Origin of the sequence: Methylobacterium sp. WL7 (genome assembly GCF_008040085.1) — a bacterium.
GTDB lineage: Bacteria > Pseudomonadota > Alphaproteobacteria > Rhizobiales > Beijerinckiaceae > Methylobacterium > Methylobacterium mesophilicum.
Genome location: NZ_VRVG01000002.1, coordinates 12,358 through 27,418, shown reverse-complemented (window position 1 = coordinate 27,418; position 15,061 = coordinate 12,358). Strand labels below are relative to the sequence as shown.

Here is a 15,061-nt window from a genome sequence, read left to right as displayed (position 1 = left end):
ACTTACCGCCTGTGCTTGGCGAGCTGCGCCCGGGCGGCCTCCAGCACCTTGTCGGGGGTAAAGCCGAACTTGGTCTGGAGATCCTTGATCGGAGCCGAGGCGCCGAACGTATCCATGCCGATGACCGTGCCCTCGGTTCCGGCGTAGCGGTCCCAGCCGATGATGCTGCCCTGCTCCACGGTCACCCGCGCCTTGACGGCGGGGGGCAGCACGGAATCCCGGTAGACTTGGTCCTGGCGCTCGAACAGGTCCCAGGACGGCATCGAGACCACTCGGGCCTTCACGCCCTCGGCCTTCAGCGTCTCGTAGGCGCCGACGCAGAGCTGCACCTCTGACCCGGTGCCGATCAGGATCACGTCGGGCGTCCCGTCGCTGTCGGCCAGCACGTAGGCGCCCTTGGCGGTGCCGGAGGCCGCGCCGAACTTGGTCCGGTCCATCGTCGGCAGCGGCTGGCGCGAGAGCGCCAGCACGGCCGGCTGGTCTTTGAGCGAGAAGATGACCCGGTAGGCCTCGGCGACCTCGTTCGCGTCGGCCGGGCGCAGGGTGACGAGGCCCGGGATGCAACGCAGCGAAAGCAGCTGCTCGACCGGCTGGTGCGTCGGCCCGTCCTCTCCCACACCGATCGAATCATGGGTGAAGATGTGGAAGATCGGCAGCTCCATCAGGGAAGCGAGCCGGACCGGCGGCCGCATGTAGTCGGCAAACACCAGGAAGGTCGCACCGTAGGCTCTCAGGCCGGAAAGCCCGAGGCCGTTCACGATCGAGCCCATGGCGTGCTCGCGCACGCCGAAATGCAGGTTGCGGCCGCCGGGCGTGAACGGTCCGAACGAGCCGGCGCCCTCGAAGGTCAGGTTCGACTTGTTGGACGGCGCCAGGTCGGCCGAGCCGCCGAGCAGGAACGGCACGTGCTGCGCGATCGCGTTGAGCACCTTGCCGGAGGATTCGCGGGTGGCCAGGCCCTTCGCATCGGGCTCGAACACCGGGATGTCCTTGTCCCAGCCGTCGGGCAGGCGGCCTTCCAGCAGGGCGTCGAGGTCCTCGGCGTGGTCGGCATCGGCCTCCCGGGCCTTGGACAGCAGATCCTGCCAAGCATCGTAGAGGGCGGCACCGCGCTTGCCGATGCCGTCTCGGAAGTTCTCGTGCACGCCATCCGGCACCAGGAACTGCGCGTCCTCCGGCCAGCCGTAGGCCCGCTTCGCGCCCTTGACCTCCTCCTCGCCGAGCGCGTCCGAGTGCGCCTTCGAGGTGCCCTGCTTCTTCGGGGCGCCGTAGCCGATCACCGACTTGACGACGATCAGGGTCGGCCGATCGTTGGTGGCCAGGAACGTCTCGATCGAGCCGGCGATCGCGTGGACGTCGTTAGCGTCGGCGACCCGCAGGACTTGCCAGCCATAGGCCAGGAACCGGGTGGCGACCTCTTCACCGAAGGCGAGTTCCGTGTGGCCCTCAATGGTGACGGTGTTGTCGTCGTAGATCCAGCAGAGGTTGGCCAGCCGCAGGTGGCCGGCGAGAGAGGCGGCCTCCGAGGCGACGCCCTCCATCAGGTCGCCGTCCGAGCAGATAGCGTAGACGTTGTAGTCGAACAGCGGCAGGTTCGGCCGGTTGAGGTGCTGGCCGAGGAAGCGGCCGCCGATCGCCATGCCGACCGAGTTGGCTACACCCTGGCCGAGGGGCCCGGTGGTGGTCTCGACGCCGGTGGTGAAATGGTACTCCGGGTGCCCCGGGGTGCGGCTGTCGAGCTGCCGGAACTTCTTGATCTCGTCCAGCGTCACGGCCGGCGCGTTGCCGCCGTCGCTCTCGGCGACGTTGGCGAGGTGCAACAGGGCGTAGAGCAGCATCGAGGCATGGCCGCAGGACAGCACGAAGCGGTCGCGGTTCGGCCAGTGGGGATGTGCGGGGTCGTAGCGGAGGTAGCGGTTCCACAGCGTGTAGGCGACCGGGGCGAGGCCCATCGGCGCGCCCGCATGGCCGGAATTCGCCTTTTGCACCGCGTCGATCGCGAGCGTCCGGATGGTGTTGATGCTGAGCGTATCGATCTCAGCGAGGGCCGCCTTGGCGGGAGTATCAGCGCCGCTCATGATGTCGCGTCTTCCAGTTCGCCTCTTGCGTGCCGCTTGTCGGCTTCACGCTGCCGCAGGACGGCGGGAGGGGCTCCGTTGGCCTTACCACCCTGCCGATCCGCCGGCCCTTCGCCGCGCGTATAGCTGAGCAGCGTGTTGACGAGCGCCACATGGGTGAATGCCTGGGGGAAGTTACCCACAAGGCGCTTGGCATGCACGTCGTATTCCTCGCTGACGAGGCCGAGATCGGTGCAGATCCCGATCAGGCGCTCGATGATCGTCCGCGCCTCGTCCCGCCGGCCGAGGCCGATCAGGTTGTCGGCATACCAGAATGTGCAGGGCAGGAACGCCCCCTCGTTGCCGGACAGGCCGTCGGTGGTCTGCCCCTGGGTCTCGTAGCGGAGGATGAAGCCGTCCCGCATCAGCCCCTCGCCGATCGCCGCGACGGTGCCGACCACCCGGGGATCGTCCTGCGGCAGGAAGCCGGTATGGGCGATCAGCAGCAGGCTCGCGTCCAACGCCTTCGACCCGTAGGACTGGACGAAGCTGTTGAGCTCCGGGTCGAAGCCCTGCGCGCAGACCTCGGCATGGATCTCGTCGCGGACCGCGCGCCAGCGCCCGGCCTGCTCCTCGGTGGCGCCCGATTCGTGCATCGCGTGCATGCGCAGGGCCCGGTCGAAGGCGACCCAGGCCATCACCTTCGAGTGGGTGAAGTGGCGCCGGCCGCCGCGCACTTCCCAGATGCCCTCGTCGGGCCTGCGCCAAGCGTTCTCGAGATGGCCGAGGATCGCCAGCCCGACCCGCAAGCCATCCTTGCTGATCGGCAGGCCCCGGGCATGGGCCTGATAGAGCGCGTCGAACAATTCGCCGTAGACGTCGATCTGGAACTGCGAGGCCGCGGCGTTGCCGATCCGCACGGGCTTGGAGTTCTCGTAGCCGGGCAGCCAGTCGAGTTCGATCTCCGGCAGCAGGCGCTCGCCGCCGATGCCGTACAGGATATGCGCCTGCTCCGGGTTGCCGGCCACCGCCCGCAGCAGCCAGGCGAGCCAATCGCGCGCCTCGTCGATATAGCCGGCGTCCATCAACGCGATCAGCGTCAGCGTCGAGTCGCGCAGCCAGCAGAATCGGTAATCCCAGTTGCGCTCGCCGCCGAGCCCCTCGGGCAGGGACGCGGTCGGCGCGGCGACGATGCCGCCGGTGGGCTCGTAGATCAGCGCCTTCAGGGTCAGAAGCGAGCGCTGCAGCATCCGGTCCCAGGCGGTGCCGCCGGCGCAGCGGCTCGACCATTCGCGCCAGGCCTGGTCGGTGGCCTCGAGGGTCTTCAGCGGCTCGATCGGATGTGGGTCGTCCTCGTGCGAGGCGCCGTAGCTCAGGACGAAGCGGCACCGCTCGCCGGCATGGACGGTGAACTCGGACACCGTCGTCTGCGCGTCCGATCCCTTGAGGTGGACGTCCGTCCGCAGCACGACCTTGTGGGGACCGGAGACGGCGCGCAGGTCGCCCAGTTCCGAGCGCGAGACCCACGGCACCGCGGAGCCGTAGTCGAATCGCACCGCCATCTCCATACGCATGGCGACGCGCCCATGCACGCACTCGACCAGGCGCACCAGGTGGGCGCCGTCCCCAGCCGGCATGAAATCGGTCACCAAGACCTCACCCAGCCGGGTCTTGTGCCGGGTCTCCAGAACCAAACTTCCCGGACGGTAGGCCCAGCTGGTCTCGACATGCTCGGCCTCGGGAAAGATCTTCCAGAAGCCGTGGGCCTCCGTCCCGAGCAGGCTGGTGAACAGGGCGGCGGCGTCGAAGCGCGGCCAGCACAGCCAGTCGACGCTGCCCTGCCGGCTGATCAGCGCGGCGCTGCGGCAATCCCCGACGAGCGCATAATCCTCGATGCGTGCAGCCATACGGCCCCGGCTCCCGCGCGGCCGGGGAGCCCCGGCCATCCGCTGCAACGCACCTAGGACGCCCGGTTGCGAGGTCCAGAGGCGGTGGCGTGGCGAGCCGAGTGGAATGCCGTGCGGTACGGCCGGCGTTTCGTGCGCGTCAGCGCAGGCAGTCGGCCACCACCAGGGCGACGGATCCCTGTACGGCGGCCGCGCCGTCGCGCATCAGGTTCGCCGCATCGCCGACGACCCGGGCGGCGGGGGTCAGCCGTTCGACCACCGAGGCGGCGAAGGGCAGAGCGGCGGGGGGCAGCAGATCGGCCTCGTCCGACTCCGCGGCCTCGGCACGGCCGGCGGCCAGCGGATCGGTCACGTGCTGAGGCGTCTCCGGGCAGCGGCGCCCGGGGCAGACATGGCGGCCCGCGATCGCGATATGCGACGTCGCCCGGGCCGCGAGCACAGGCCGGGCCGGCTGCGTCGGGGCCAGGGGATAGACTTCGGCGAAGGCCACGGCAGCCGGGCGGCGGACCGAAACGGACACCGGCGCGGCTTTGAAGAAGGCGGTGGGCGACGGAGCCTCGGGCGCAACGACCTCGGCGCGGGCCTCCGACGGCGGCGTCAACTGCGACGACGGACAATAGAGGGAAGCGACACCCAGAATTCCCACCACGACCAACGTCGGCAGGAACGGCATCGAAACGCGCCCGGTGGCGGCGTCCGTCAGGGCAAGCGGGTCTGGCCTGCGCATCCGTTTCACCACCCCCGCCCTAGTTCCGACGACGCAAGAATGCCCCCAGCATTGCGGCGGAAGCTGGACCGTTTCTTTGCGCGGCGGTAACGCTGGCGACAGCTGCGGGGCATACGCCTTGCTTGGCCGGAGCGCCCGAACCGGGTCGCCCTCTCAAGAAGTCCCGCCCGACCGGGCCCCGATGACCGAATCCAACCTCACCGTCGCCGTGATCGACCCGAGCCGCGCCCGCGCGGCGATCCTGGAGGAGGGGCTGCGCGCCGCCGGTATCGGCCGGATCGTGGTGATTCCCGATACCGTCGACCTTCTGGAGCGGGTGACCGCCCTGAAGCCCGACGTGGTCGTGATCCACCTGGAGAGTCCCAGCCGGGACATCCTGGAGCAGATGTCGGGGGTTTCCCGGCAGGTCGAGCGGCCGGTGGCGATGTTCGTCGACCGCTCGGACACCACCATGATGCAGGCGGCGGTCGACGCCGGTATCTCGGCCTACGTGGTCGACGGCCTGCGGGCGGAGCGGATCAAGTCGATCCTCGATATCGCCATCCTGCGCTTCAACGCCTTCGCGCGGCTCCAGCGCGAATTGTCGGAGGCCCGCGGCGAGCTGGCCGACCGCAAGCTGATCGAGCGCGCCAAGGGCATCCTGATGAACCTGAAGGGGCTGACCGAGGACGAGGCCTACAAGCAGCTCCGGCGCAAGGCCATGAACGAGAAGCGCAAGATCGCCGACATCGCCCGCGCCATCGTCACCACGGCGGATCTGCTCGGATGAGGCTCCAGCTCGGCTACATCCCGCTCTGCGATGCCGCGCCGCTGATCGCGGCGCACGAATTCGGCTTCGCCCGCTCCGAGGGCTTGGAGCTCGACCTCTCGGCCGAGCCGTCCTGGGCGACCCTGCGCGACCGCCTCGCCCTCGGGCATCTCGACGGCGCCCACATGCTGGCGCCGCTGGCGCTGGCGAGCCGGTTGGCCCTCTCGGGCCCGCCCTCCGACCTCGTGGTCCCGCTGCAGCTCAGCGCCAACGGCAACGCCATCACGGTGTCTCGGGGGCTCTGGGCCGCGATGGAGCCGGCGAGCGAGACTCTGGCGGACGTGGCCCGGGCCTTCGCCCGGGTGGCGGCCGAGCGCCGGGACGCGGGCCGGCCGCTCACGCTCGGCACCGTGCATCCGTTCTCCTGCCACAGCTATCAGCTGCGGTTGTTCGCCGAGGCCGGCGGCCTCGACCCGTCGGCCTTCCGCACGGTCGTGGTCCCACCCCAGCACAGCGTCGAGGCCCTGGCCCGCGGCCTGGTCGACGGCTACTGCGCGGGCGCGCCCTGGAACGATGTCGCGGTGGCGGCCGGCCACGGGCGGATTGCGGCACTCGGTTGCGACCTCGCACCGGACGCCCCCGAGAAGGTCCTGGCCGTGTCGGGCCGGCTCGACGACGCGCTGCTGCCCCTCGTCCGGGCGGTGGCGCGAGCCGGCCTATGGTGCGCCGACCCGGCCAACCGCACCGACCTGATCCATTGCCTGGCGCACCGGACCTATCTCGACCTCGACGTCGAACTCGTGGCCCGTGGCTTCGCAGGCGATGCGATGCTGGACGCGGTCGGCGCGACGCGGCCGATGCCGAGCCGTCTCGACCTGGGCGCGGCCGTGCAGGAGCCGCGGCCCGAGGCCGCGCGTTGGCTCGTGGCACAGATGGCTGCCGCGCAGCAGATCCCGCCGGGGCGACACCCTGAGGCCGAAGCAGCCGCCATCTACAGGTCCGACCTGTACCGGGCCGCCATGGCGCTCTGAGCGGCAGCAGACACCACGCGCATTTCGTCATTCGGCCGTTGCCGAGATGCGGCGGATCGGGAACGTTGCCAGGTCTCGGCCGTTGTCGCTTCGCCATGCCCGGATGCCGTAAACTCGATACCGAATCGTCGACATCGCATCCGCGCAGCCGGATCGAACTCCGACGCTATGTTCGCCGCGGCGCCAAGGCTCCGCGCGCCAGCAACGACAACCGCCGTGCCGGCGGTGTCCCGTCCTGGTATTGGGTCCTCGTGGCCGGCGCTATGCCGACCCTGGGCCTGCTGGCGATGCTCTCGACCCTGATCTGAGATCCGAGTCGAACACGGCATGTGATCCGATCCGATTGGCGTGTTTCTGCTTCTCCATCTCACCGAGTAGAGGGAAGCAGTCCGAGGTCGCTCGCGCTACGAGCGTATAGGGTTCCTCGATTGCTTCGCCGTGCTCGCAATGAGGGTGCAGTGCGATCCTGCTGCCGTCTGCGCTCGTATTTGAAGACAGCTCGGACGCCAGTTCCACTGCCACAGCGCTGATCGTTTAAGCGACCACCAGCCCACTTTTTGTGCAGTGCGATGCGCTACGCTCCAGTGTACCAGGCCCCATGGGCTGCCGCGATTTCAAGCGTCATGAGAACACCTTACCGATGCGGGTCCTGCTTGGCATGAGATCTGCTTAATAGCTCGCGTCCGTCAATGGCGACGGGCAGCGCCGTCAGCGAGGCCGCTGATCCGGTTCTCCTGCGGGTTCAAGCCTGCCCTGGGGGATAACCGGCAGCGGCTTTTTCGTGGGCGGTCCGCCGACGATCCTGCAATCGAGGTCCCCGACGCGATCGAGAGATGGCGACATCCCCAATGGATACCAGCGCACACGATACGCGCGCCGAGACCAGCCTCCCACGTGAGCGGCTCGTCGTCGTCGGCAACGGCATGGCCTCGCTCCGCTTCCTCGAGCGCCTGACCGAAGGGTCGCCCGGCCGCTTCGACGTGACCTGCGTCGGCGCCGAGCCGAAAGCCGCCTACAACCGGGTCCTGCTCTCCTCGCTGCTGGGCGGCGAGGTCGACGAGGCGGCCTGCGAATTCCGCGGCCTCGACTGGTACGCGGCCCACGGCATCCGCCTGATCACCGGCGCCCCGGTCACCCAGATCGACCGCGAGAACGGGTTGGTGATCGTGGGAGAGACCCACGTTCTGCCCTTCGACAAGCTCGTGCTGGCGGTGGGGTCCCTGCCGATCCGCCTGCCCAAGCACGGCATGGACCTCCCCGGAGTGATCACGTTCCGCGACCTCGCCGACGTGGCGGCGATCCGCAAGGCCGCCGTGCAGCACGCCCGGGCGATCGTCATCGGCGGCGGCCTGCTCGGGCTGGAGGCCGCGGTCGGCCTGGCACGGCTGGGGGTCGACACGACCCTGCTCCACGTCATGGACCGGTTGATGGAGCGCCAGCTCGACCATCACGCCGCGGGGCTGGTGAAGCGGGCCATGGAGGCCCGCGGCGTGCGGGTGCTGCTCAAGGCCGACACCGCCCGGGTCGAGGGTGACGGCCGGGTCGAGCGCCTGATCCTGGCCGACGGGACCGTACTCCCGGCCGAACTCGTGGTGATGTCCGTGGGGGTGCGCCCCTCGGTTACCCTGGCGCAGGGGGCGGGGCTGGAGATCGGCCGCGGGATCAAGGTCGACGACCGGATGACCACCTCGGATTCCCGCGTCTTCGCCCTCGGGGAATGCGCCGAGCATCGCGGCCTGATCTACGGGCTGGTCGAGCCGGCCTACGAGCAGGCCGACACCCTGGCCCGCCACCTCGCCGGCCAGAGCGCCGCCTATGCCGGCACGTCGCTCGCCACCAGCCTCAAGGTCTCCGGGCTGCCGGTCTTCTCCGCCGGCCTGGTGGACACCCCCGAGGATGCCGAGGCGATCGTCCTGTCCGATCCCGGCGCCGGGCTCTACCGCAAGCTGCTGGTGCGGGACGGCCGGCTGATCGGTGCCGTGTTCGTGGGCGACATCGCCGAGCAGGGCGCCTGTAAGGGCCTGATCCGCTCCGGCGATCCGGTCGAGAACCTCGATGATCTGATGTTCGGGCGCCCGGCGCCCGAGCAACTGGCTGCTTAGTTCCCCGGCCGATCGGCAGGGGAACTAAGCCTTTGATTTTACACGCTCGCTTACGCCTAACCGGCATCCACTTCGGCGGCGAGCGATCCAGGGAGGCGCAGATGGCCGAGACCACCCCACAGACCGCCCCGGACGGCTTCAACCCCGAGCAGAAGCGCTACCTCGAAGGCTTCGCCTCGGGCGTCGCCGCGGCCCGCCTGACCGGCGGCCTGGCGATCGGGCAGGGCCCGGCCGCGCCGGCCGAGCCCACCGGGCCGGATGCGATCCACATCAAGGCGCAGGACAAGACCGTCAAGGATGGCGGCAAGCTCTGCGAGCAGGAGAAGTGGAAGCGCGCCGAGAACCCGTTCGACGGCCATAACCGCCTGATCGCCGATGCCGCCGCCGGCAAGCAGCCGAAGCCCGAGGACAATTTCCGCTGGCGCTACCACGGCCTGTTCTGGGTCGCCCCGAACCAGGTCAGCTACATGGCCCGCCTGCGGATCCCCAACGGCATCCTGCACCATTGGCAATTCGCGGGCGTCGCCGACCTCGCCGACCGGCACGGCGGCGGCTACGTCCACGTGACGACGCGCGCCAACCTGCAGGTGCGCGAGATCGGCCCCGAGCACGCCCAGCCGTTCCTGGACGGGCTCGTGGATATCGGCCTCACCGCCCGCGGCTCGGGGGCCGACAACATCCGCAACGTCACCGGCTCGTCCACCGCCGGCATCGACAGCCAGGAGTTGCTGGATACCCGCCCGCTGGCGAAATCCTGGAACAACTGGATCATCAACGACCGCTCGCTCTACGGCCTGCCACGCAAGTTCAACGTTGCCTTCGACGGCGGCGGCGTGATGCCGACCCTGGAGGAGACCAACGATATCGGCTTCCAGGCGATCGAGGTTCTGGACGGCGCCGCGGTGGCCGCGGGCGTCTACATGCGCCTCGTGCTCGGCGGCATCTCCGGCCATCGGGACCTCGCCCGCGACACCGGCATCGTCCTGAAGCCCGAGGATTGCAACGCGGTCGCGGACGCGATCATCCGGGTGTTCATCGAGAACGGCGACCGGACCAACCGCAACAAGAGCCGGATGAAGTACGTCCTCGACGCCTGGGGCTTCGACAAGTACATCGCCGCCGTCGAGGACAAGCTGGGCCGCAAGCTCGACCGGGTCGATCCCGCCCATGTGGCGCCGCGCCGGCCCACCGACCGGTTCGCCCATGTCGGCGTCCACGCCCAGAAGCAGCCCGGCCTCAACTGGATCGGTGTCGTCCTGCCGGTAGGCAAGATGACCAGCGACCAGGTCCGGGCGCTGGCCGAGATCGCCCGCGACTGCGGCGACGGCCAGATCCGCCTCACCGTCTGGCAGAACTTTATTTTTTCAGGGATTCCGGATGCGAAGGTGTCCGAGGTCGAGAGCCGTATCCTCGAACTCGGCCTGACCACCAAGGCGGCCGGCATCCGCTCCGGCCTCGTCGCCTGCACCGGCGCCCGGGGCTGCAAGTTCGCCGCCTCCGACACCAAGGGCCACGCGCTGATCATCGCCGACCATGTCGAGCGCACCGTCACCGAGCTCGACGTGCCGGTGAACGTTCACCTCACCGGCTGCCACCATTCCTGCGCCCAGCACTACATCGGCGATATCGGGCTGATCGGCGCCAAGGTGGTCGTCTCGGAGGAGGGCGACACCGTCGAGGGCTACGACATCGTGGTCGGCGGCGGCTTCGCCGAGAACCCGAAGATCGGCACCGAGATCTGGAAGGCCGTGAAGGCCGAGGACGCGCCGTTCCGGGTCGAGGCGCTGCTGCGCACCTACCTGGCCCGCCGGGAAAGCCCGGACGAGAGCTTCCAATCCTTCACCGCCCGCACCGGCGCCGAAGCCCTGCGGGACGCCGCCGAGGAACAGCCCGCCCTGAAGGCCGCCGCATGACCCAGCACGTCGCGCCCCCCCTCGTCCTGATCCCCGAGACCGCGCCCTTCGACGCCGACCAGCGCTCGTGGCTCTCGGGCTACTTCGCGGCCCTGCTCGGCCCCGCCGTGACGGGAGCCACCGCCCTCGCTCCCGGCGACGCGCCCGCCGCCGGCCCGAAGCTGGCCGACAACGACGACGCGCCCTGGCACGACCCCTCCGTGCCGATCGGCGACCGGATGGCGATGGCCAAGGACCGGCCCGAGCCGCACAAGCTGATGGCCGCCATGGCCCAGCAGGATTGCGGCCAGTGCGGCTACAACTGCGCCGACTACGCCAACGCGATCTTCCTGAAGAACGAGGAGCGCCTGAATCTTTGCCAGCCCGGCGGCAAGGAGACCCTGCGCATGCTCAAGAAGCTGGAGGAAGAGTTCGTCGCCGCCGGTGGCGCGCCCGCGGCCCCGACGTCCGAGGGCGACGCGCCCAAGCCGGCAGCCGATCTCGGTCCCCAAGGCTTCTGCCGTGAGAACCCGGTCGAGGCCCTGTTCCTGTCCCGCCGCCGCCTCAACGAGCCGGGCGGCGAGAAGGAGACCTGGCACATCGAGATCGGACTGGACGGCACGCCGATCACCTACGAGGCCGGGGATTCGCTCGGCCTGTTCCCGGCCAACGCCCCGGCTTTGGTGGACGCGGTGATCGCTGAACTCGGCGCCCGGCCCGAGCGGATGATCGGGACCCAGACCCTGCGCGACCACCTGCTCAAGGACTACGCACTCGGCGCCGCGCCGGACAACCTCTACCAACTGCTGTCGCTGCTCACCTCCGGCGCGGCCCGCAAGAAGGCGCAGGCCCTGGCGTCCGGAGAAGACCCGGACGGTGACGCCGCCTATCTCGACGTGCTCGGCGCCCTGCACAAATTCCCTGGCGCCCGGCCCGACGCGGAGGTTTTTCTGGAGGCCCTCGACGAGTTGCAGCCGCGGCTCTACTCGATCTCGTCCTCGCCCAAGATGGATACCGGGATCGTGTCTCTGACCGTCGACGCGGTGCGCTACAACCACCGCTCCCGGCTGCGGCTCGGCGTGGCCTCGACCCATCTCGGCGAGCGCCTGCCCGAGCAGACCAAGGTGAAGATCTACCTCCAGAAGGCCCACGGCTTCGCCCTGCCGGCGGATCTCACCAAGGACGTGATCATGTGCGGCCCCGGCACCGGCATCGCGCCGTTCCGGTCGTTCCTACGCGAGCGCGCCGCCACGAACGCCCCCGGCCGCAACTGGCTGTTCTACGGCCACCAGCGCCAGGCCACGGACTTCTTCTACAAGGACGAGCTCAACGCACTGAAGGACGACAAGGTGCTCAACCGCCTGTCGCTCGCCTGGTCCCGGGACGGCAACGAGAAGACCTACGTCCAGGACCGGATGCGCGAGAACGGCGCCGACCTGTGGAAGTGGCTTGAAGGCGGCGCACATTTCTACGTCTGCGGCGATGCCAAGCGCATGGCCAAGGACGTGGAGCGGGCGATCATCGACGTGGCGGCCAGCCATGGCGGCAAGAGCCCCGAGGATGCGGTCGCCTATCTCGCCGCCCTCAAGAAGACCGGCCGCTACCAGGCCGACGTGTACTGAGCCGCGCCCTCTCCATGCGGGCCACGGGGGTCACACCGCGTTCCATGCGGAGCGCGACGCGCCCCCTCTCCCGTGCGGGAGAGGGTTGGGGTGAGGGGTCAGGTCTCTCTGGAGAGGTCGCATCCCTCACCCTGTCCCTCTCCCGAACGGGAGAGGGGACCCGCGCCCCATCTGGCCACGAGGGCGATCCACTCGCTGTCGAGTGACGGGGAGCGCGGCCCACCTCTTGCGGTCGCTATCGAACAAAGAACTTTCGAGGACCCAGCCATGACCCTGTCCGTGGCAGACCCGGCGGTGCGCACGACCTGCCCCTATTGCGGGGTCGGATGCGGCGTGCTCGCGACCCCGGACGGGAACGGCGGCGCGGCGATCGCGGGCGATTCCGAGCACCCGGCCAATTTCGGCCGGCTCTGCTCGAAGGGCTCGGCGCTCGGCGAGACCCTGTCGCTGGAGAACCGCCTGCTCCACCCGCAGGTCGATGGAGTTCAGGCCTCGTGGGACGCGGCACTGTCGACCGTATCGGAAAGACTGCGCGCGGTGACCGAGGCGCACGGATCGGAAGCGATCGCGTTCTACCTCTCGGGGCAGCTCCTCACCGAGGATTATTACGTCGCCAACAAGCTGGCCAAGGGCTTCATCGGCACGCCGCACGTCGACACCAATTCGCGGCTGTGCATGTCGAGCGCGGTGGCGGCCCACCGCCGTGCCTTCGGCTCCGACACCGTACCCGGCTGCTACGAGGACTTGGACGAGGCGGACCTGATCGTCATGGTCGGGTCCAACGCCGCCTGGTGCCACCCGGTCCTGTTCCGCCGCATGGCCGACGCCAAGGCCCGGCGGGGCACCAAGTTCGTAGTGATCGACCCGCGCCGGACCCAGACCGGCCAGGAGGCCGACCTGTTCCTCGGGATCCGTCCCGGCAGCGACGTAGCGTTGTTCTCGGGGCTGCTCGTGCACCTTTCGGATAACGGCTTCCGCGACCGGGCCTTCGTGGAGGCCCACACCGCCGGGCTCGATGCCGCCCTCGACCGCGCCCGCCTCATCGCGCCGGACGTGGCCGCGGTCGCCGCCGCGACCGGCGTGCCAGCATCCGACATCGGCGCCTTCTACGACCTGTTTGCGGGCACCCGCCGGGTGGTCACCGCCTTCTCGCAGGGTGTGAACCAGTCGGCGCAGGGGACCGACAAGGGCAACAGCATCATCAACTGCCACCTGATCACCGGCCGCATCGGCGAGACCGGGATGGGGCCGTTCTCGCTCACCGGCCAGCCCAACGCCATGGGCGGCCGCGAGGTCGGGGGTCTGGCCAACATGCTGGCCGCCCACATGCACTTCGCCCCCGAGGAGGTGGACCGGGTGCGCCGGTTCTGGGGCGCCCCCCGGATCGTCACCGGCGAGGGCATGAAGGCGGTGGCCCTGTTCGAGGCGGTCGCCCGGGGCAAGATCAAGGCCCTGTGGGTGATGGGCACCAACCCGCTGGTCTCGATGCCGCAGGCCGATCGGATCCGCGAGGCCCTCAAGGGGCTCGAACTCTACGCCGTCTCCGAGGTGATGGCCGATTCCGACACGGTGCGGGGCCTCGGCAAGACCACGGTGCTGCTGCCGGCCCTCGCCTGGGGCGAGAAGGACGGCACGGTCACCAATTCCGAGCGGCGGATCTCCCGGCAGCGCCGGTTCCTGGCCGCTCCCGGCGAGGCACGGGCCGACTGGGCGGTCCTGTCCGAGGTCGGGCGCCGGCTCGGCCACGATCGCGCCTTCGCCTTCCCGTCGGCGGCGTCCGTGTTCCGCGAACATGCCGGGCTCTCGGCCTACGAGAACAACGGCACCCGCGACTTCGATCTGGGCGCGCTCACCGACGTCGGCGACGCCGCCTACGACAGCGCGTTGCCGGTGCAATGGCCGATCCCGAAGCGCTCCGGCCCGAAGGGCGCGCCGCAGGGCAGGGCCCGGCTGTTCGGCGACGGCCGGTTCTACACCTTCGACCGCCGCGCCCGCTTCGTGGCGGTGCAGCCTCCGGGCGTGGCGCAGGCGGTCTCGGAGGATTTCCCGTTCGTGCTCAACACCGGCCGGGTGCGCGACCACTGGCACACGATGACGCGCACCGGGAAAAGTCAGCGCCTCTCGGCGCATCGTGCCGTGCCGTTCGTCGAGGTACATCCGGATGACGCGGCCGGCCTCGGCCTCATCGAGGGCGGCATCGCCCGCCTGCGGACCGAGCACGGCGAGGCCGAATTGGAGGTGATGATCACCGACACGGTGGTGCGGGGCTGCCTGTTCATGCCGATGCATTGGGGCAGCGCCCACGCGTCGAAGGCGCGGGTCGGCGCCCTCGTCCGCGGCGTACCGGACCCGGTCTCGGGCCAGCCCGAGTTGAAGGCGACGCCCGCCGCCCTCGAGCCCGTCACCTACCGGGCCCGGGGCTTCCTGCTGTCGCGCCGCCAGGTGGCGCTGCCGGAGGGCTGGTGGTGGGCGCGGGCGGCGATCACCGGCGGATGGGGCGTGCAATTCGCCACCGCAGCCAGTTCAAGCGCCGTGGCGCTGATGGTCCGCGGACTGATCCAGAGCGAGGCGCTCGCCGGCTACGAACTCGCCGAATACGCCGACCATGCCCGCGACCGCTACCGCTGCGCCGTCTACTACGGCCCGCGGCTGGTCGCGAGCCTCGCCTACGCCCCCGCGGAAGCACGCCCGGACTGGGAGGCGGCCAAGGCCCTATTCGCCGTCGAGGCCCCCGAGGCGGCCGAGCGCCGCGCCTTGCTCTCGGGACGCGCCGCCACCGCGCCGGCCGGGCCGGTCGTCTGCGCCTGCCATGGGGTCGGCGGCGACGTGATCGCCGCGACCATCGCGGCGGGAGCTGATTCCGTCGAGGCTGTGGGCGCGGCCTGCAAGGCGGGCACGAATTGCGGCTCCTGCATCCCCGAGATCCGCAAGATGCTCCCCGGCCAGACCGCCCGCGCCGCGTGATTCTTTGATAT

General features: G+C 69.9%; 10 protein-coding genes. 7 read left to right on the top strand and 3 right to left on the bottom strand.

The features are described from left to right. Positions 1-2: 2 nt before the first annotated feature. From tkt to FV233_RS00735, 3 genes are all read right to left on the bottom strand, one after another. Entirely contained in the window at positions 3-2,078 is a 2,076-nt protein-coding gene (gene tkt / locus FV233_RS00745; protein WP_147854499.1) for a transketolase, read from the bottom strand. Further along, positions 2,075-3,964, bottom strand: coding sequence for a glycoside hydrolase family 15 protein (locus FV233_RS00740; protein ID WP_147896339.1), 1,890 nt, complete (start codon positions 3,962-3,964; stop codon positions 2,075-2,077). The genes tkt and FV233_RS00740 overlap by 4 nt, the downstream gene beginning before the upstream one ends. A 139-nt stretch (positions 3,965-4,103) precedes the next feature. Then, positions 4,104-4,637: a hypothetical protein gene (locus FV233_RS00735; RefSeq protein ID WP_147854504.1), complete on the bottom strand. Its 534-nt coding sequence runs from the start codon at positions 4,635-4,637 to the stop codon at positions 4,104-4,106. A gap of 235 nt (positions 4,638-4,872) precedes the next feature. Here FV233_RS00735 and FV233_RS00730 point away from each other — a divergent pair, with 235 nt between their 5' ends. The 7 genes from FV233_RS00730 (at position 4,873) to FV233_RS00700 (ending at position 15,050) form a co-directional block, all read left to right on the top strand. Continuing rightward, positions 4,873-5,460, top strand: a complete 588-nt coding sequence (locus FV233_RS00730) for an ANTAR domain-containing protein (protein WP_147854501.1) — start codon at positions 4,873-4,875, stop codon at positions 5,458-5,460. Next, positions 5,457-6,470 carry a CmpA/NrtA family ABC transporter substrate-binding protein gene (locus FV233_RS00725; RefSeq protein ID WP_147896338.1) on the top strand — a complete coding sequence of 338 codons (1,014 nt, stop codon included), beginning with the start codon at positions 5,457-5,459 and terminating at the stop codon, positions 6,468-6,470. Before FV233_RS00730 ends, FV233_RS00725 begins: the two co-directional genes overlap by 4 nt. A 95-nt stretch (positions 6,471-6,565) precedes the next feature. After that, positions 6,566-6,778, top strand: a complete 213-nt coding sequence (locus FV233_RS00720; protein WP_187278025.1) for a hypothetical protein — start codon at positions 6,566-6,568, stop codon at positions 6,776-6,778. A gap of 525 nt (positions 6,779-7,303) precedes the next feature. Further along, positions 7,304-8,572 carry an FAD-dependent oxidoreductase gene (locus FV233_RS00715; RefSeq protein WP_147896337.1) on the top strand — a complete coding sequence of 423 codons (1,269 nt, stop codon included), beginning with the start codon at positions 7,304-7,306 and terminating at the stop codon, positions 8,570-8,572. Positions 8,573-8,673: 101 nt separating this feature from the next. Further along, on the top strand, positions 8,674-10,485 hold the full coding sequence (locus FV233_RS00710; RefSeq protein ID WP_147856327.1) for a NirA family protein: 1,812 nt from the start codon (positions 8,674-8,676) through the stop codon (positions 10,483-10,485). Next, positions 10,482-12,086 carry a sulfite reductase subunit alpha gene (locus tag FV233_RS00705; RefSeq protein ID WP_147896336.1) on the top strand — a complete coding sequence of 535 codons (1,605 nt, stop codon included), beginning with the start codon at positions 10,482-10,484 and terminating at the stop codon, positions 12,084-12,086. Before FV233_RS00710 ends, FV233_RS00705 begins: the two co-directional genes overlap by 4 nt. A gap of 267 nt (positions 12,087-12,353) precedes the next feature. Next, positions 12,354-15,050: a nitrate reductase gene (locus FV233_RS00700; protein ID WP_147896335.1), complete on the top strand. Its 2,697-nt coding sequence runs from the start codon at positions 12,354-12,356 to the stop codon at positions 15,048-15,050. The last annotated feature ends 11 nt before the right edge of the window (positions 15,051-15,061 follow it).